Origin of the sequence: Psychrobacter sp. UBA3962, from assembly GCF_002385225.1 — a bacterium.
Classification (GTDB): domain Bacteria; phylum Pseudomonadota; class Gammaproteobacteria; order Pseudomonadales; family Moraxellaceae; genus Psychrobacter.
The window spans coordinates 1-17,424 of sequence record NZ_DGDC01000035.1; the positions used below are offsets into that span (position 1 = coordinate 1).

16 protein-coding genes and 1 other RNA gene are annotated in these 17,424 nt (G+C 40.0%); 6 read left to right on the plus strand and 11 right to left on the minus strand.

Features of this window, described 5'->3' with window-relative positions; genetic code table 11:
• Positions 1-92: 92 nt before the first annotated feature.
• Positions 93-1,301: a phosphoglycerate kinase gene (locus B3S92_RS08635; protein WP_296204971.1), complete on the minus strand. Its 1,209-nt coding sequence runs from the start codon at positions 1,299-1,301 to the stop codon at positions 93-95.
• A 281-nt stretch (positions 1,302-1,582) separates the two neighbouring features.
• On the opposite strand from B3S92_RS08635, the gene B3S92_RS08640 reads away from it, so the two are divergent.
• Positions 1,583-1,912, plus strand: a complete 330-nt coding sequence (locus B3S92_RS08640; RefSeq protein ID WP_296204973.1) for a TraR/DksA family transcriptional regulator — start codon at positions 1,583-1,585, stop codon at positions 1,910-1,912.
• Positions 1,913-2,018: 106 nt separating this feature from the next.
• On the opposite strand, the gene B3S92_RS08645 is transcribed toward B3S92_RS08640, so the two are convergent.
• Positions 2,019-3,047, minus strand: a complete 1,029-nt coding sequence (locus B3S92_RS08645; RefSeq protein WP_077451737.1) for a serine hydrolase — start codon at positions 3,045-3,047, stop codon at positions 2,019-2,021.
• A 436-nt stretch (positions 3,048-3,483) separates the two neighbouring features.
• On the opposite strand from B3S92_RS08645, the gene B3S92_RS08650 reads away from it, so the two are divergent.
• Complete coding sequence (locus tag B3S92_RS08650) at positions 3,484-4,119, plus strand: response regulator (protein WP_296204977.1); 636 nt, start codon at positions 3,484-3,486, stop codon at positions 4,117-4,119.
• A gap of 127 nt (positions 4,120-4,246) precedes the next feature.
• On the opposite strand, the gene B3S92_RS08655 is transcribed toward B3S92_RS08650, so the two are convergent.
• Together B3S92_RS08655 and gpmI are read right to left on the minus strand one after the other, a co-directional pair.
• Positions 4,247-5,659, minus strand: a complete 1,413-nt coding sequence (locus B3S92_RS08655) for a S41 family peptidase (protein ID WP_296204979.1) — start codon at positions 5,657-5,659, stop codon at positions 4,247-4,249.
• Between the two features lie 243 nt (positions 5,660-5,902).
• A complete protein-coding gene (gene gpmI, locus B3S92_RS08660; RefSeq protein WP_296204983.1) occupies positions 5,903-7,495 on the minus strand; it encodes a 2,3-bisphosphoglycerate-independent phosphoglycerate mutase in 1,593 nt (530 codons plus the stop codon).
• A 334-nt stretch (positions 7,496-7,829) separates the two neighbouring features.
• On the opposite strand from gpmI, the gene ssrS reads away from it, so the two are divergent.
• A non-coding RNA gene (gene ssrS, locus B3S92_RS08665) (6S RNA) lies at positions 7,830-8,021 on the plus strand.
• 171 nt (positions 8,022-8,192) lie between these two features.
• On the opposite strand, the gene B3S92_RS08670 is transcribed toward ssrS, so the two are convergent.
• Positions 8,193-8,828, minus strand: coding sequence for an FxsA family protein (locus B3S92_RS08670; RefSeq protein ID WP_296204986.1), 636 nt, complete (start codon positions 8,826-8,828; stop codon positions 8,193-8,195).
• A 186-nt stretch (positions 8,829-9,014) separates the two neighbouring features.
• On the opposite strand from B3S92_RS08670, the gene ruvC reads away from it, so the two are divergent.
• Complete coding sequence (gene ruvC / locus B3S92_RS08675) at positions 9,015-9,599, plus strand: crossover junction endodeoxyribonuclease RuvC (protein ID WP_296204987.1); 585 nt, start codon at positions 9,015-9,017, stop codon at positions 9,597-9,599.
• Positions 9,600-9,732: 133 nt separating this feature from the next.
• Here ruvC and B3S92_RS08680 read toward each other — a convergent pair whose 3' ends face one another.
• The 6 genes from B3S92_RS08680 to B3S92_RS08705 form a co-directional block, all read right to left on the minus strand.
• Positions 9,733-10,575: an META domain-containing protein gene (locus tag B3S92_RS08680; protein ID WP_296204989.1), complete on the minus strand. Its 843-nt coding sequence runs from the start codon at positions 10,573-10,575 to the stop codon at positions 9,733-9,735.
• Positions 10,576-10,583: 8 nt separating this feature from the next.
• On the minus strand, positions 10,584-11,213 hold the full coding sequence (locus B3S92_RS08685; RefSeq protein WP_296204991.1) for a glutathione S-transferase family protein: 630 nt from the start codon (positions 11,211-11,213) through the stop codon (positions 10,584-10,586).
• A 251-nt stretch (positions 11,214-11,464) separates the two neighbouring features.
• Positions 11,465-12,106, minus strand: coding sequence for a peroxiredoxin (locus tag B3S92_RS08690; protein ID WP_296204993.1), 642 nt, complete (start codon positions 12,104-12,106; stop codon positions 11,465-11,467).
• A gap of 289 nt (positions 12,107-12,395) precedes the next feature.
• Positions 12,396-13,070, minus strand: coding sequence for a DUF2057 family protein (locus tag B3S92_RS08695; RefSeq protein WP_296204995.1), 675 nt, complete (start codon positions 13,068-13,070; stop codon positions 12,396-12,398).
• A 115-nt stretch (positions 13,071-13,185) separates the two neighbouring features.
• The gene (gene hda / locus B3S92_RS08700; RefSeq protein ID WP_296204998.1) at positions 13,186-13,998 is read right to left on the minus strand and encodes a DnaA regulatory inactivator Hda; all 813 of its coding nucleotides are present in this window, start codon (positions 13,996-13,998) and stop codon (positions 13,186-13,188) included.
• A 132-nt stretch (positions 13,999-14,130) separates the two neighbouring features.
• Positions 14,131-15,231, minus strand: coding sequence for an AI-2E family transporter (locus B3S92_RS08705; protein ID WP_296205000.1), 1,101 nt, complete (start codon positions 15,229-15,231; stop codon positions 14,131-14,133).
• A 353-nt stretch (positions 15,232-15,584) separates the two neighbouring features.
• Between B3S92_RS08705 and purM the strand changes: the two genes are divergently transcribed.
• Both purM and purN read left to right on the plus strand, forming a co-directional pair.
• Positions 15,585-16,676 carry a phosphoribosylformylglycinamidine cyclo-ligase gene (gene purM, locus B3S92_RS08710; RefSeq protein ID WP_296205002.1) on the plus strand — a complete coding sequence of 364 codons (1,092 nt, stop codon included), beginning with the start codon at positions 15,585-15,587 and terminating at the stop codon, positions 16,674-16,676.
• Between the two features lies 1 nt (position 16,677).
• Positions 16,678-17,379: a phosphoribosylglycinamide formyltransferase gene (gene purN / locus B3S92_RS08715; RefSeq protein ID WP_296205004.1), complete on the plus strand. Its 702-nt coding sequence runs from the start codon at positions 16,678-16,680 to the stop codon at positions 17,377-17,379.
• The last annotated feature ends 45 nt before the right edge of the window (positions 17,380-17,424 follow it).

Below are 17,424 nucleotides of genomic sequence, written 5' to 3' on the forward strand. Positions count from 1 at the left end.
TAAATATGGGGGTATTTCCCTGGCGTAGGCTATATTTATCTCAACGATATAAGCAATCATTCCCAGTAATAAGCTTAGTTAATAAATAATTATTACTTAGCACTGTATTTTTCTAAAGCGGCAACGGCAGGCAGTACTTTACCTTCCACAAACTCTAAGAAGGCACCACCACCTGTAGACATATAGCTTACACCGTCTTCTACTTGGAACTTATGAATAGCAGCCAAGGTATCGCCTCCCCCTGCAATCGAGAAACCGTTACTGTCTTTTACTGCTTCAGACAGTAGTCGAGTCCCTTCTGCAAAGGCATCTACTTCAAACACGCCAACAGGGCCATTCCACAAGATAGTCGCTGCATCCTTAACAGCGTTAAAGATATGCTCTGCCCCTTCAGCTGCCACATCTAAAATCATTTCATTTTCAGAAACTGAGTCAATGCTTTTTACAACTGGAGTTGCCGTTTGTAATGAGTTAATAAAGTCGTCAAAGTTGATTTGATTCTTATCAGCCACTACCACGTTCTGTGGCAATAAAATCTCAGTTTGAGTCATGATTTGTTTGGCCGTTTCAATCATATCTGCTTCATATAATGAAGCCCCTACTGAATGACCTTTTGCTGCGATAAAGGTATTAGCAATACCGCCACCGACGATAATTTGGTCACAAATTTTTGCTAAACTGATCAATACGTCTAGTTTAGTAGATACTTTAGAACCGCCAACAATGGCCACTAGGGGTTTTTTTGGTGCGTGTAAGGCTTTGTCTAACGCATCTAATTCTGCAGCTAGTAAAGGACCCGCACACACCACTTTTCCAGCTTTGGCAGCAGCTTGGATTACCCCTTCAGTAGAAGCTTGAGCTCTGTGAGCTGTACCGAATGCATCCATAACGAACACATCACATAGATCAGCATAACGCTGTGATAGAGCTTCTGTGTTGTTCTTTTCACCAACGTTAAAGCGAACGTTTTCTAATAACACCACTTCCCCTGGCTGAATAGATACATCCTGTTCAGCATAATCTTTGTTTAAGCGTACAGTCAGGCCTAGATGCTCACTTAAATAATCCGCTACAGGCTGCATAGAGTACTTCTCTTCAAACTCCCCTTCTGTTGGGCGACATAAGTGTGAGCAAACCAGAACGGCTGCGCCTTTTTCGAGGGCTAGCTTAATGGTGGGTAAACTTGACTGTAAACGCGCATCATTAGAGATTTCTCCATTTTGAATTGGCACGTTTAAATCTTCACGAATCAACACAGTTTTTCCAGTTAAATCTTGGTTTTCCATTCTAGCGAAATTCATGTATTTACCCTTACTTAATTATAATTAGAAGTCAAAATTGGCTTACACTTCTATTTTAGGTTTGAAGAAAAAATGGTGGGAGAATTCTACCATATTTTCCAGCCTATTTTCGCCTCTGTTTCTGCCTATTATTATTGGGGATTTATTAAATCTGTCGTTCTATTATTTAGGGCAATACAAAGATTTATTATTGGATAAGTGCTAATATAGAAGATATAAACAAAGCAATAATAAAGAGGTTAATAACCCCTATACAATTATATTTACTTAAGGAGATTACAATGAGTAGAGATTTTTCTGCCGCTAAAGAGCGCCTACTGGAGCTACAACAAGAATATCAAAACCGTATCGATAAAATTGAAGATCATATTTACAACCCTCAAGATGATTTAAATGAACATTGGGATGACCAAGCCATTTCTATGCGGGATAATGAGATGCGCAAAACGCTATTGGTTGAGGCCAAACAAGGGCTTACCTATGTTAAAAATGCGTTAAGTCGTATTGAAAATGGCACCTATGGCGAATGTACAGTTTGTGGTGAAGATATCGAAGAAAAGAGATTAGAAGCAGTGCCTTATGCAACTTTATGCATGCAACACGCCTCTTAAATTATAGTCTCTAATAAACAAAAAAAGATTGCTCTTAGAGCAATCTTTTTTTGTGAGTACTATATTATTTCAGTAGAAACAACGGGATATAAAAATAAGTTGGCTATTAAATAGTACGACGTAAAGCTAAATTATGTAGAATGTTCTCTGCATCGTTCCAGCGCGTATTAGAGCTATCAGCACCTAAAATAACAATAATCGCTGGACGGTTGTTAACTTGGGTTTCCATTACCACACATTGACCCGCTTCATTAATAAAGCCAGTTTTTGAGATACCAATTGGATAAGTGCCACTACGAACTAGCTTACTAGTGTTATTAGCAGGATAGGTACGGTTACCATCGCTATAGTTTGCTACAAAGAAGTCATAGTTTTTAGTCGTTGAGAAGCGGCGGATCACTTCATATTCACCAGCAGCTTTAACCATCTTAGTTAAGTCCATTGGAGAGGCCACATTACGCTTATCTAGACCAGTAGGATCACCAAAGAAAGCAGTATTCATACCTAATGAACGGGCTTTAGCGTTCATTGCACGCATGAAAGCATCATAGCCACCTGGATAGTTTCTGGCTAGAGATTTAGCAGCTGGGTTCTCAGACTTCATTAGGGTCATTAATAGCAGTTCTGCACGGTTCATACGGTCACCAGCTTTCAAACGAGAACTAGCACGCTTAGGACCTACGAAATCTTCTGGATCAAGCTTAATCTCTTCTCGCATATCAAGACCGGCATCTAAAACCACCATAGCCGTCATAATCTTAGTAATAGAAGCTATTGGACGAGCCACATCAGCGTTCTTTTCATACAAAGGCTGTCCAGTTGCTACGTCTAAAACGACGACCCCTCTTGAAGCCGCTGAAATAGGTAGTCTGTCAACGAAACCTGGAGAGCTTGAGAAATTATTGGTAGAAGTAGAAAAAGAACGAGTGGTGTTAGTAGTCACCCCTGGATTAGAGTACATAATACTGCGGGCTTCTGATAAACCACCAGCATTACCCCACTGGACTTGTGAGTTGCCTGTTTTGCTTGGTTCCACAATAGTTAAAGCAGCATTTGAGACAGAGCTTGCGGTACCCAGACCCAATGCGATGCAAACAAAGATAAAAGATTTGTTGAAAGATTTATTTATGCTCATATTTCATCCCACTTGAGTCGTAAAATAGCGTAAAAAAGAATAATTAACCATGCGGTTAATTTAAAGGTATGATGTTATTGACCTAGAAGCTAAATCCATTGACAATGGAGTGCATTGAAACAGATATAAAAAAATTACCAATTATCCACTGCGATTAAAAGCTTTGTTATATTAGGATTTATGAAGTACCTTTTTAGTACTAGAAGTCATTAAATTTACAAACATTAGTACTAATTTATAAACTTAAACACCATACTAATACCAAATACAGCCAATATGTTAATTATCTTAACATCATTAATCTTAGTCGTTAAGTGTTAATTCCACTTAAAGCGATGGGATTAAGGTATGGTGTCAATTCAAAACATTTCTTTTACGCTACAGCAACATAAAATTACTCATACTATAATTTTGTGCGTTCTCTTGGGAAAATAATATGATTAAAGTTTTGGTGGTTGATGACCACGACTTGGTTAGAATGGGCATAAGTAGAATGTTGGCAGATGACCCTGAAATTGAGGTTATCGGTGAAGCTGACAGTGGTGAAGCTGCTATTAGAATGGTTAAAGCACTCAGCCCAGATGTGGTCTTACTGGATGTAAATATGCCAAATATTGGCGGAGTTGAAGCCACAAAACGCTTACGCCAATTTGATGAAAAAGTAAAAATTTTAGCGGTTAGTAGTGTCTCCTCACAGCCTTATCCTTCGATGCTATTAAAAGCAGGGGTCAATGGCTATATCACTAAAGGTACCCCTTTAGCCGAAATGATTAAAGCCATCAAAAAGGTTTATCAAGGCAGTAAGTACTTTAGTAGTGACGTGGCAGAACAGCTGGCTGATATGCTACTGACAGACAATGAAGAATCGCCTTTTGATAGACTAAGTGAAAGAGAAAAACAGGTTGCTATGATGGTGGTAAACTGTCAAAGTCCGCAACAAATCGCTGATCAGCTTTTTGTTAGTGTAAAAACGGTCAACACTTATCGCTATCGTATCTTTGAAAAGGTTGGGGTCGACAGTGATGTGAAACTCACCCACTTAGCCATGCGTCATGGTTTGATTACCCCGTAAGCCTGAATGTTAAAAGTCAACAATAATGTGCAGCCTTAACTGCGTTTATCAATAAAAAAGAGAGCTTACCAGAAGCTCTCTTTTTCTATCAAAATATTTATTTAACAATCAGTAATTTACTCTGTAACTAGTAATCATTAAGCATGCTGCCATCATCATCAAACTTTGTATCAAATTTAATTCCAAAGGGTCTGTCTTGAGATAACAAAAGATTCACGGCAGTTTGTTGCCAATCCGAACCATCATGGGCTAGAACCATATCAGGCTTCACCCCAACCCCATCTATAAGCTCACCTTTCGCACTGCGGTATTCTGCAACCGTAAGCTTGATACCTCCACCAGACTCAAGGGGCACCACCTCTTGTACGGTGCCTTTACCAAAGCTTTGCTCACCCACAATTTTTGCCCGCTTGTTGCTTTTAAAACTGCTTGCCAGCACTTCCGCGGCAGAAGCAGAGTAACGGTTTTGTAAGATAATTACTGGTAAATCAGAAAGATAAGGTTTTCCTTTGGGCTTAATCAGCTGACCATGATTGGTACGGCTTCTTACCTGAATCAGGTCCCCTTCTTTAATAAACAAACTAGCAATGTCAATTGCAGAGGATAACACCCCGCCTGGATTATTACGCACATCAATAACCACACCAGTTACCGCTGACCCAGTTTGCTTTAAGGCGCTAATCAATTGATCTTTAGAACCGTTTTGAAAAACAGGTAAGCGGATTATGGCAATACTGTTTTTTACGGTCACAGACAATTCATTATTAGCGGCGAGATTACGTTGCAAAGTTATATTGCGCCGCGTCCCTCCTTGGGCATTCACTACGGTTACTTCAACTTGAGAGCCGGCAATACCAGAAAGTAGTTGCTGTACATCCTGCTCTGTCATATCTGAGGTGAGTTCCGCATTTTTAATGCGTAATAATCTATCACCGATCTTTATTCCAGCTTGCTGAGCAGAAGACTGGCTTAAGACAGAGCTGACCTCCCACACCTGCTGATTAGAATTATATTTTACCACCAATCCCACTTGGGCTATTTCCCCATCAGTGAAACTACGTAGATTATCGTAACTCTCTGGGGTTAAATATTCAGCGTGCTTATCTAGCTTTTCTAACATACCGGTTATGGCTTGCTGAAAAAGCATTTCATCATTGACAGGTTTCACATAGTCATGACGTATAACATCGATGACCTCCACAAAAGCTTGTAGCGTCTGAGGTGATATGGCATTTAAAGGAACATGCTCTACCCCTAACCTTTCACCTTCAATTTCATCATCAATATCATCTTCTTCTATATCGATAAGGGCTGGCTGCGCATCTATGTCTTCATAACTTTCTATCTCTTCATCAAGATGAGCAATAGCATCCACATCGCCGCAGTCATCTACACAGGCGTCTTCAGATTTTTTAGCACTAACTGCTAAATCATTCAGCTTTTTTGCCGCTTCTGAGCTGGGCTGAGCATTTGACCCCGTCTCCAAAATGACAGATTTAGTAGCTCCGTTATCAACGGTAGAAGTCTGTGGCTGTCCCATGGAAGAGCAACCACTGATAGAAAGCGTTAAGGATAACAGCGTAAACCCAGCCACCTGACTAAGTTTATGCCCCTTAAACATGGCTAGCCAAAACTTGCTAGGAGTTATAGACTCCTTATTTTTTGATAAGTTTTGAGAAGAATCAAATTGCATCGTATGCTCTACTATCAGTGGTAGTTAAGAGATTTTAACTCCTAGGTTGGTCTTGACTAGGCAGACCTTAACTAGGCTAATCTTGACTGGCTATTTAGCTTCTAACAAGTTGATACCAGTCATCTCTTTCGGCACTTCAAGACCCATTAGATCTAAGATGGTTGGGGCCACATCACTTAATTTACCGCCTTCACGGACTGTCACTTTTTTATCACCAACGTAAATCAAAGGCACATGTTCGGTGGTATGCTGAGTATGCACCTGACCACTTTCATAATCTTGCATCTGTTCACAATTACCATGGTCTGCAGTAATTAACATATGGCCACCGGCCTTAATAACCGCTTCTGAAACCTCACCGATCGCCACATCCAATGCTTCTACCGCTTTTACTGCAGCTTCAAAACTACCGGTATGACCAACCATATCGCCGTTTGCATAGTTCACTACCAAAACATCATACTTGCCAGACTCAATCGCCTCTACTAAGTTTTTGGTTACTTCCGGAGCACTCATCTCTGGTTTTAAGTCATAAGTTTCAACATCAGGAGAGGGAATTAGAATACGAGATTCGCCTGTAAACTCATCTTCTTTGCCACCACTGAAGAAAAACGTAACATGAGCAAATTTCTCAGTTTCTGCAATTCTTAGTTGAGTTTTTCCATTATTCTGTAAGTACTCACCTAAGGTGTTATGTAATTTTGTTGGCTTATAAGCCACTGAAGTTTTTGGATTAGCAGCCAACTCATCAGAGTAGTGAGTCATCATGACAAAGGCTGAAAGATTAGGCTGCTTCTTACGAGCAAATCCTGAAAACTCATGATCGGGTAAGATGAAAGCTTGAGCCAGCTCACGCGCTCTATCCGCACGGAAGTTCATAAAGATAACGGCATCATTGTCATTGATGGTCGTTGGTGTCTCACCATGTTCAATAACCGTAGTTGGACTCACAAACTCATCTGTTTCACGAGACTTATAAGCGGCTTGAACTGCACCATCTGCTCGTGTCGCCATTCTTTCTGACTCACCCAAGGTTAATAGGTTATAAGCCTTCTCTACTCTATCCCAACGATTGTCACGGTCCATCGCATAGTAACGACCGATGATACTGGCAATCTGTACGTTGCTTTCATAATAGGCATTTAAATTTGCCAAGAACTCTTTTAAGCGTTTGATATATTTATCAGCAGATTTTGGTGGCGTATCACGACCATCTAAAAAGCAGTGAACATACACCCCTTTTGCACCATGCACAACGGCAGCATGACACATGGCTTCAATATGATCCTGATGAGCATGCACCCCACCATCTGACAATAGACCCATAATATGAAGATTGCTATCAGACTCTTTTACCGCTTCGATAGCTTCTAACAACTCAGGATTTTTATAGAAATCACGGTTTTTGATATCACGAGAGATACGAGTAGAATCCTGAAACAACACTCGACCTGCCCCTAAGTTCATGTGACCTACTTCTGAGTTACCAAATTGACCTTCAGGTAACCCAACATCCTCACCTGAGCCTGAAATTAAACCATGGGGATAGGTACTATTGATTCTGTCTAGATTAGGCGTGGTGGCAGCAGCGATCGCATTGTCCTGCTCATCCTCACGATATCCAAAGCCATCTAAAATCATCAGAACGTGTGGGATTTTTTTGTTTTTATCAGCTGCTACCATTGACTTTATCTCCATTTGTATTGCAATATTTCAAGAAAAATTAGAATATTAAAGATTATAAAATTAAATCAAATATACAAAACTATTAAAATTAATATCAAAATTGACCCTCTAATTCTAACACACTCACCAGTTTAACTATAATGTAAGATTGTGAACGCCTATTATATAAGGGCTCAGCCTTAATAATTCCATAGCAATATTAGCCACCTCCTCTACATTGAAATTTAAGTTAGACACACATATGGTAGGCTCAGTTGCTAACTTATTCATATTATTAACAAACTAATATAGCTTTAGGTTTGCAAGTTCATAAAAAATTGGTTAGTATTTAGAGACTCTGAAGTGTTCGCCAGTGGATGTTATTCCCTGAGCCGATAATGCACTAAATGGATGTGCTATCTATTGTTTCATTGTGTATGCCTGCACTGCTTGCAGTGACTCAGGAAACCTTAAGAGACAGTGACACATCCGCCCTGAACTTCACGGTTCATGGGTCCCCATCCAACAGCGGCACTTCGGTTCTAAATTTTATGGTACCTTATAACTTCCTTATTTTTATGTGTTTTAAATATTATTCAATAAAGCAATAAGTTATAAGAAGTTATAAGCAATAAAAAACCCTTTTACTCAAGTAGAAGGGTTTTTTTATTGCTTGGACAAACCAGTCAGTTATTCAAAAATCTTTGGAAGCCTACTATTCATCATTGGCAGGTTTCTCTAATTTTTTTACATCTTTGATAACTGGTTTCGCCGAACCATCTACCGTAGTGCTTTTCTTAAACCCATTACCAAATGGATTTGCATTTTTAGAGCCTGGCTGATTATTGAATGGGTTTTGGCCACCGAAAGGATTTTGACCCCCAAATGGATTACCGCCAGCACCCATACCACCAAATGGATTTTGACCGCCCATTTGTCCACCCATCTGTTTTGCCATCATTTCCATCATTTTTTGTTGGTTATTCATGACGTAATTATTGGCCATATCTTTTAGTTTTTTCTGCACAGGAGGTAGGACTACCAACAGTGCTAAAATATCTGATAGTAGACCAGGAATTAGTAGTAATAGGCCCCCTACTGCCATAGCTACTGTCTTAATAATGGTATTTTCAGGTGGGCGCATAGCAGGATTCATCATGCCGCCTGCTTTCATCTGTTGTGCCATAGGGTTTAAAGTGGTCATACCACGACGTATTAAGCTAAGCCCAATTACAGCAGCTATGATAAACCAGAAAAATACCCACCAGCCACTGATAAATTGTGCCACTAAGTACCACAGTAGCATTTCAATAATAAACCATACGATGGCTAAGCCAACTAATTGACCCATAATGTGTCGTCCTATTTTGATTTGGGAAATAACTAAAATTTAATATGTATTAGATATATGGGGATGGCTTGCTATACTATCAAATCTTAAATGAATTTTGTTGAGGAATAATACTGAAATTTAACCTCAATTAAACAAGATTCAGCAGCACAAATCTTTATAACCCTTAGGATAATTTGATTTATTATGGCGATTATTATTGGTATTGACCCCGGCTCTAGAATGACAGGTTACGGTATTATTCATCAAAAAGGGGATACCTTGCGTTATTTGGATGCCGGTACTATCAGAACCGACACCAAAGAGATGCCAGAACGTTTAAAACGCATATTTAATGGGATAACTCGTATTACCCAATATCATCAAAAATATTCTGACGAGCCTATTCATGCTGCTGTTGAGCAGGTATTTATGGCTGAAAACCCCGACTCTGCTCTTAAGTTAGGTCAAGCCCGCGGTGCAGCCATCGCAGCTTTGGTTGCCTTAGACTTAGAAGTTTCTGAATATACTGCCAGACAAATCAAACAAGCGGTCTGTGGCTATGGAGCCGCCGATAAAGTACAAGTACAAGAAATGGTTTGTCGCATCTTAAAGTTGGATGTCACCCCACAACAAGATGCCGCCGATGGTCTTGCTTGCGCCATCTGCCACGCGCATTCAAGTCATTCTATGAACAAGCTTCTTATGAATACCACCCTACGAGGCCGCGGTGCCTCTAAGAAAAAAGGACGTTGGCGTTTGACTGAAGAAGACTTGGCTGGGCTAAAGTAGACTCAGCTTTACAAAAGATAATCGCCTATAGGTGCTATAGGCGATTTTTTATTGTTCTATTTATATTATTCAGATAGCTCAAATTAGCTAACAGCTCTTTATTACCTTATTAGCTTTAACGATCGACCTAGCTTTAGTTAGCCACAGAGCTTTCTATAATTTGATCTAACACATAGACAAACTGCTTTCCCTTGACGTCTATTGGATCAACCGTAAAACGCTTTAAACGCAGCACAGTGTCGATACCGCTGTCATGATTATAGCCCTCAATCTTGTCAACAAAGATCTGCCAATCACCAACCCCTGTTTTAATACCTTGTTCATCATAATAAACAGGCCTCACTTTCAAGCAACCCTTTTGATTAGGATTTGGACAGCCCTGTAGCTGATGATTGACCTCCCAAAATACGATATCGCCTTTTTGTTGATACTTAGCTTCTGGGGTTGCAGTACCCTTCCAAACTAACACCTCTCCAGTGGCCAACTGTTGAGTTAATAGAGGCTGAGTCGTAGTTGATTGTTTAGGGCTTTCAATAGAGAGCTTACTATTACCGCGCATTAATTGAGCCATCAATCTCTCTGCTTGGTCTACTTCTTGGCAATACATTTCAGTACTGATAATATCGCCCATTTTTAGGGTCTGGTTGGATACCGTAAAGTCAGCACCCATACCATTACACCCTACTGTAAAGCTGGCACGATTGGCACTTTTATCCACATAGAAGCTAAGATTCACTTGATCTTTAATAGTTTCTAATATCGATAAAGATTGACCGTGTTTATCCTTTGCAGCCAGCAGTTGCCAATGGTAGTTGGCCAAGCTAGCAGCATTCAGCGTCAACTTGTTTTCAGCATTTGCCATAGTGCTCCTCTGAGGAGCGCTAGAATGGGAGGTTACAGGATCGGTATTTTGACAGCCCACTAACAGTAGACTACTCGTGACCATAACCGTAAATAGACCTTTTGCAGACAGCATATTATTCCTTACTTCTTAAAGCCAAATCGCTCATTCATTGAGTTATAGAAGCGCGCTATACCCTCACCATGAGCAGTGGGATCAAATTTAAGAACTCGCCCAAAATCAAGGCCAATATAGAACACAATATCGGCATAACTTAATTGATTGCCCACTAGATAATCTTTGTCTTTCAAAATATCATTGAAATATGGCAGTGCTTTTTCGGCTCTGGCAATAGACTTAGAGGCAAATTCGGGAACTTGATCCACTCGATGCGCTTTTGAGGGATGACTGTGCTGAAAGGCAAGCATAAAGTTATACAACACTTCAAACTCGGCAACCCTTCTTATCGAGCATACCTGAGCCCGTTGCACCACATCATTGCCCATCACAGAACGCTCCCCATAGACCCTATCTAAGTACTCACAGATAGCTTGAGAATCATTGAGTACGGTACCATCTTGAAGCACCAATACCGGCAATAGCTGTAAAGGATTTATTTTGCGGAACTCTTCCGTTAAATGCTCGCCCTTTGCCATATCAATATCAATCACATCGATATCATCAATGTCATCAATATCTATACCCTTAGCTTGTAAAAGAAGAACCACTTTACGTGGATTAGGCGCCATACGAGTTAAGTATAATTTTTTCATTTCAAACTCCCTTTGATTTAATTTTATCTTTGGTGGATATAATTGTAGTTATCCCTGCTTCGTCTTTTATCATATCAAACTGAAGCAATAACACCATATCAATATTTGTTAATAAATCATTTTTAGCACGATAAGCCAATAATAAATAAGCCGATAAAAAAAGCTCCCACAACTTGAGTTAAGGGAGCTTTTATAACTTACTAAATTTCTGGCTAAGTTTCTGATTTAAACCTTAAACTCAAAACCTCACCTTATTTATTTGGCTGAGGAGTGATACGTAAGTAAGGTTTAATCTCAGTGAAGCCTTTTGGATAGTCTTTTTCTGAAATATCTTCGGTTTTGATGCTTGGTGGAATAATAACGTCATCACCATCTTTCCAATCTACTGGCGTAGCTACGTTATACTCATCTGTTAATTGTAACGCATCAATAGCACGTAGGATTTCATCAAAGTTACGGCCAACGCTTGCTGGGTAAGTTAGAATCAAACGTACTTTCTTTTTTGGGTCGATAATAAACACGCTACGTACTGTGTGAGTAGTTGCCGCATTAGGGTGAATCATGTCATATAATTCGGCTACTTTCTTATTCTCATCACCAATAATTGGGAAGTTTAACTCAGTACCTTGAGTTTCGCCGATATCACTCGCCCACGCTTTGTGATCTTCTACGTCATCTACAGAGATACAAATTGGCTTAACACCACGCTTTTGGAACTCACCATTTAAAGCAGCAGCACGACCTAATTCTGTAGTACATACTGGAGTGAAGTCAGCTGGATGTGAGAAGAATACTACCCAGTTGTCACCTGCCCACTCATAAAAGTTAATATCACCATCTGTAGTTGGGGCGTCAAAGTTTGGAGCATCATCACCTAAACGTAAATGTGCCATAATAAAATCCTTATTTATAATTGATTTATTTAACTTAACCACTATCATGCACAGTAGTCCTATGCAATTGGTAATATACTATCAAAATAAATATATTAAAACTATGCCAGATTGTAAAAGCTTTATGCCATTTTAGCGTTTGCCTGTAACTTTATCTTTTATTAGTCGGCTCTTTTATCTTCTTAATTAAGCCAACAAAAAACCCGCCAGCAACCTGACGGGTTTCAAAGACAATGGTACAGCTATTATCGTATATTTATAGCTCAATGACGCAAGGTCAAAATAGGGATTACTTTTGAATCCACTGACGAATTTTTTCACGCTCATCAGGAGTCGCTTGTAACCAAAGCTGCATAAAGTTATCTAAAGTATCACCCTTGGCACTATTACTAGTAGTTTCTACTGGAGAGATGGCCTTAATTGAAGTGGTTGATGAGCCATTAACCGCAGCAATCGCTTTTTGGTTTTCTACTTGAGCATCATTACTACCAAATAAAGAAGACAGTCCTGAGAACAAACCACCCTCTTCAACAGCGCCGCTGGTCTGCGCAATTACAGTTGAGCCTTTCATTACCGCTAAAGTTGGAGCTTTAGCATATTTTTGGGCTTCCTGATATCTCTCTGGCTGACCTGGCATGGCCAAACGATAAGTTTGATTGTCTTGTAAGTCAGCAGTAACCGTCACATTACCAGAACGCAAGTAATCATGATTATCGCCAGGTAAATCATCATATAGACGATCATATTTAGCAGTAATTACGTGTTTGCCTGGCTGTAACACAAAGGTCTGTTGTAAAGGCTGAAATAAGCTGGTGTTGTACTGCTTACCATTTAAAACCGTTACTTTGATATTGTCATCAACTTTTAAAGTCACATCAGCATGTGCCAATGATACTGAGAATAAGCCAATACCTGCGACAGTTAGCAGTTTATTTAGCAGGGGCTTGTGGGTTGTATCAGTCATGAGCTAGCCTTAAAGAATATTGGAATTAAGTGAGTATTAGTTTTAATAAAAATAGTAAAAATATGCCGTAGCATAACTGGAAAAAATTACAATTTAAAGATGGTCTGATAATTTTTTAAAAATTCAGAGTCATATTATCGCGATAAGGGTTACTCTCTTCTGACTTAGTTAAGAAATCCTCGTGAGCTTCTTGGTTAATATCCTCAAGCTCCGCCATAAGTGTTTGCTCATCAATCATAGTAATGGCCTGATTAATCACAGCTTTAGACACGTGAGAGCGATTTAGATTAGAGAATAAAGGCTGGATAACATTTAAGATATCAAGCATACCGCCAATACGGTGTGGCCCTTCATTTAGCAAATGCTCGGTGATGCGAGGGTCAAACTGCCAACCCCGTCTACGCATTACCGACTCAAGCATAGCTTTTCTATCTGCAATATCATGCCCTTCTGGCACTCTAAACGCTGGTGACTGAATTAATCGAGTCAATAAGTCAGGTAACTCAAAGGGTAAGTCAGTGGCCGGTGTTTTCGCGGCAAAAATTAATTGCCCCTGACCTTCACGGCTACGATTAATCAAATGGAAGATGGCCTCTTGCCAGACACGACTATTGCGAATGGCTTCCAAATCATCAATGGCCACCAAGTCAAAACTTTCCAGTGAAGCCAAAACTCCTACATCAGTGTTGACCAGTTCTTTTAAAGACAGACAGATCGCAGTCTTATCCATCTCCATATAAGATTCGCAAATAGCGGAAAGTAAGTGAGTCTTACCAGTAGCAGCACTACCATAAATGTACATCTGTCCAATTAAGCCAACATGCAGTTGACGAACAGCATCGATTAAAGTCGACCAGCCCGGTCCCGAAAAATCGCTCAGGCTAGCATCTCTCCTTACTTCTAGATTTAAACTTAATTGATTTGTCATCAGGCTAGTATCTCGGCTCGATATAACTTTGTAACGTTTATTTATATCACAATTTTATGAACAATAATATGACATTACCCTGCAATAAGCCAGTAAACCCTGACAAACACTTTGTTATCTGCTTACTGACACTTACTCAAATAACTTATACTGCTTTCTGCCCTTATACCAATCTGTGTTCTGGTAAGCCGCGTAAGCATGACGGAATAAAACATTAATAATGGCTGAAACCGGGAGCGCAATTAACATTCCAACAAAGCCTAGCAAACTTGCCCCTGCCAGCACTGCAAAGATAACCCATAAAGGAGAAAGTCCGATTTTATCTCCCAGCAGTAAAGGCTGTAGAATATAACCTTCTACCGCCTGCCCTACCATAAACGCACCCGCAATAAGCCCAAGCTGTAACCAGTCCATACCAAACTGGAATAACCCTGCAATGATGGCCGCAATAAAACCAATACCAAAGCCCAAATAAGGCACGAAACTGGCAATACCTGCCACCATACCAATAATCAAGCCAAGTTCTAACCCAATAAGCTGTAACTGTACCGCATAGACGACCCCTAGCAATATCATGACCAGCAACTGGCCTTTAATGAAAGCCATCAAAGCTTTGTCACAATCACGAGCGATCTCAATAATTTTCTTTGAGCTAGTTGCAGGTAAAGCTGCTTTCCAAGTTTGCAGGCGCTCGTTCCAGTTAAATAAGAAATAAAAGGTTAAGATAGGCACTAAGACCACAAGACCAGTATTATTTATAACGGTTAGCCCTGAGTTCATGATGTACATCAAAAATGACTGAGCATCGGCTACATTATAGTTTTTGTTGAGATACTCAACCAAAGTATCAGAGACAATTTGCGACTCTAAGACAGGCAAATTAAAGCGGCTATTATCATTAACCCAAACACGAATATCACTGTTATACCATTCAACCAATCTTGGAAAGTACTCCCACGCGGACTCAATTTGCGTCCATAGCGTAGGCAGTAGCCACCATAATAAAACCCCAAACCCCAAAATAATGGCGGTATAAACAATCAAGATCGATAGCCACCTAGGCATAATACGAGCTAAACGTGCCACAATGGGATTAAGAAGGTAAGCCAATATAAATGCAGTTAAAAAAGGCAAAATAACAGGAATTAGCAAATATATAAGCCATAAACCTATCCCTATGGCTACAACAGCGAATAAACGCTTAAAAAATGGGTCAATTCTTGCAACTTGCATAGATAATATTCTCTATAATTCAAAAAGCTTCAGGTAGGAAAGAAGGGTATTGTTTTTGACACAAAAAAATAATTTAACTGTAAAAACAAAATAATAAGTCAAAATTAATTCTATAATAATCCACAACAGCGTAATCATTAACTAAATTTTAGTCATTTTTTGTTTTTATCCTTAATTAATACGCGTTAAATTTTGCGAGCCCTGCGTTTTTGCGTATAATGCCACCAGAGAACTGCTGTTTGCTACTTACTAGTAATTTAACCTAATTTGCTTTACTAATTTGAGCACACAGTTTTTATCTGAACCTTCTATTATTTTATTCTCACATTCGCTTATTAAGGTCTGCTGCTACCATGAGCCATCCAAATTCTAATGCATCTGCTAACTCGTCAACTCAAGACAAGCCAACTTCACTAAGCTATAAAGATGCTGGTGTAGATATTGATGCAGGTGATGCCCTAGTTCAACGCATTAAATCTATTGCTAAATCAACCACTCGTCCTGAAGTTGTTGGCGGTCTTGGTGGATTTGGCGCGTTATGCCGTATTCCAACAGGCTATAAGTCGCCTTTATTAGTTTCAGGAACAGATGGTGTGGGCACTAAGCTTAAGCTTGCTCTTCAATTAGACCGTCATGACACTATTGGTATCGACTTAGTAGCTATGTGTGTCAACGATCTATTGGTTTGTGGTGCTGAGCCTTTATTCTTCTTGGATTACTATGCTACTGGTAAATTAGATGTGAATACTGCAGCCTCAGTTGTGGGCGGTATCGGTGAAGGCTGTAAACAGTCTAACTGTGCTCTAATCGGTGGTGAAACCGCTGAAATGCCAGGCATGTACCAAGATGAAGATTATGACTTAGCTGGTTTCTGTGTGGGCGTGGTTGAAGAGTCTGAAGTTATTACTGGTGACAATGTTGCAGAAGGTGATGTCCTTATCGGTATCGCTTCTAGTGGTGCTCACTCAAATGGTTATTCTCTAATCCGTAAGGTCATCGAAGTTAGTGGCGTAGATATTGCTAACTCTGACGAAACCTTAGACGGTCAGCCAATTGCTGATGCGCTAATGGCCCCTACTAAAATCTATGTAAGATCTATCCAAGCATTACAAAAAGCCCTAGGTAATAGCAAGCTACATGCTATGTCACATATTACTGGTGGCGGCTTTACCGAAAACTTACCTCGCGTATTACCAGAGAATTTAGCAGCTAAAATTGATACCCAAAGCTGGGAGATGCCTGAGTTATTTAACTGGCTTCAAAAACACGGTAATATTGAGCAGTCTGAGATGTACCGTACCTTCAACTGTGGCGTGGGTTTCGTGGTTGTGGTGCCAGCTGAAGTAGCTGAGCAAGCTGTTAGTATCTTAAATGATGACGGTGAGAAAGCCTTCATCTTCGGTGAAATTATCGCTCGTACTGATGATGCAGTGGTGTACTCGTAACATGACTGATTCACAAAAATTGTCGCAAAAACCCTTAAAGGTTGCTGTTTTAGTTTCAGGCAGTGGTAGCAACCTTCAAGTACTTATTGATGCCATGAACTCAGGTAGCTTGCCTATCGAGATTGTTGGTGTCATTAGTAATGTCAAAGAAGCTTATGCGGTGACTCGAGCACAACAAGCCGGCATAACAACAGCAGTATTTTCTCATATTACTGAAGGTGAAAATGCTGGCAAACGTATGGGAATCAAAACCTTTGAGCGTCATGCCAGCGCTCAGCTGAATGAGTGGCAACCTGATTTGGTAGTATTGGCAGGCTTTATGCGAGTACTAAGTGATGAGTTTATTAGTGGCTCGCCTGCGCCAATGATCAATCTACACCCTTCACTGCTACCAAAATATAAAGGGCTAGATACTCATCAGCGTGTTCTAGAGTCTAGCGATATGCATCATGGCTGTAGCGTACACATTGTGACTGCTGAGCTAGATGCCGGCCAAGTATTGACTCAGGCTATGCTTGCAGTTGATCACAGTGAGTCTGCTGAAGCACTGCAAGCCCGCGTCCAGAAACTTGAACATCAAGTACTGCCTTGGACCATCCTACTGATTTCTCAGGGCGTATTGAATCTTGATGCTATCAGTGAGCAAACAGCAGCAACGGCCTTCCTACCTGAGTTGCCGCTAAAACTTTGGTTAGATAGCTAATAGCTATGACCATAACCGATTAATGTTAAATAAAAAAGCCCAAAT

Coding starts and splice junctions, on each gene's coding strand:
- gpmI (WP_296204983.1), bottom strand. CDS start 7,495: ATGGTAGCAGCTGATAAAAACAAAAAAATCCCACACGTTCTGATGATT.
- B3S92_RS08655 (WP_296204979.1), bottom strand. CDS start 5,659: ATGGGACAGCCACAGACTTCTACCGTTGATAACGGAGCTACTAAATCT.
- B3S92_RS08640 (WP_296204973.1), top strand. CDS start 1,583: ATGAGTAGAGATTTTTCTGCCGCTAAAGAGCGCCTACTGGAGCTACAA.
- B3S92_RS08705 (WP_296205000.1), bottom strand. CDS start 15,231: ATGCAAGTTGCAAGAATTGACCCATTTTTTAAGCGTTTATTCGCTGTT.
- ruvC (WP_296204987.1), top strand. CDS start 9,015: ATGGCGATTATTATTGGTATTGACCCCGGCTCTAGAATGACAGGTTAC.
- B3S92_RS08650 (WP_296204977.1), top strand. CDS start 3,484: ATGATTAAAGTTTTGGTGGTTGATGACCACGACTTGGTTAGAATGGGC.
- purM (WP_296205002.1), top strand. CDS start 15,585: ATGAGCCATCCAAATTCTAATGCATCTGCTAACTCGTCAACTCAAGAC.
- hda (WP_296204998.1), bottom strand. CDS start 13,998: ATGACAAATCAATTAAGTTTAAATCTAGAAGTAAGGAGAGATGCTAGC.
- purN (WP_296205004.1), top strand. CDS start 16,678: ATGACTGATTCACAAAAATTGTCGCAAAAACCCTTAAAGGTTGCTGTT.
- B3S92_RS08670 (WP_296204986.1), bottom strand. CDS start 8,828: ATGGGTCAATTAGTTGGCTTAGCCATCGTATGGTTTATTATTGAAATG.
- B3S92_RS08645 (WP_077451737.1), bottom strand. CDS start 3,047: ATGAGCATAAATAAATCTTTCAACAAATCTTTTATCTTTGTTTGCATC.
- B3S92_RS08685 (WP_296204991.1), bottom strand. CDS start 11,213: ATGAAAAAATTATACTTAACTCGTATGGCGCCTAATCCACGTAAAGTG.
- B3S92_RS08690 (WP_296204993.1), bottom strand. CDS start 12,106: ATGGCACATTTACGTTTAGGTGATGATGCTCCAAACTTTGACGCCCCA.
- B3S92_RS08635 (WP_296204971.1), bottom strand. CDS start 1,301: ATGAATTTCGCTAGAATGGAAAACCAAGATTTAACTGGAAAAACTGTG.
- B3S92_RS08695 (WP_296204995.1), bottom strand. CDS start 13,070: ATGACTGATACAACCCACAAGCCCCTGCTAAATAAACTGCTAACTGTC.
- B3S92_RS08680 (WP_296204989.1), bottom strand. CDS start 10,575: ATGCTGTCTGCAAAAGGTCTATTTACGGTTATGGTCACGAGTAGTCTA.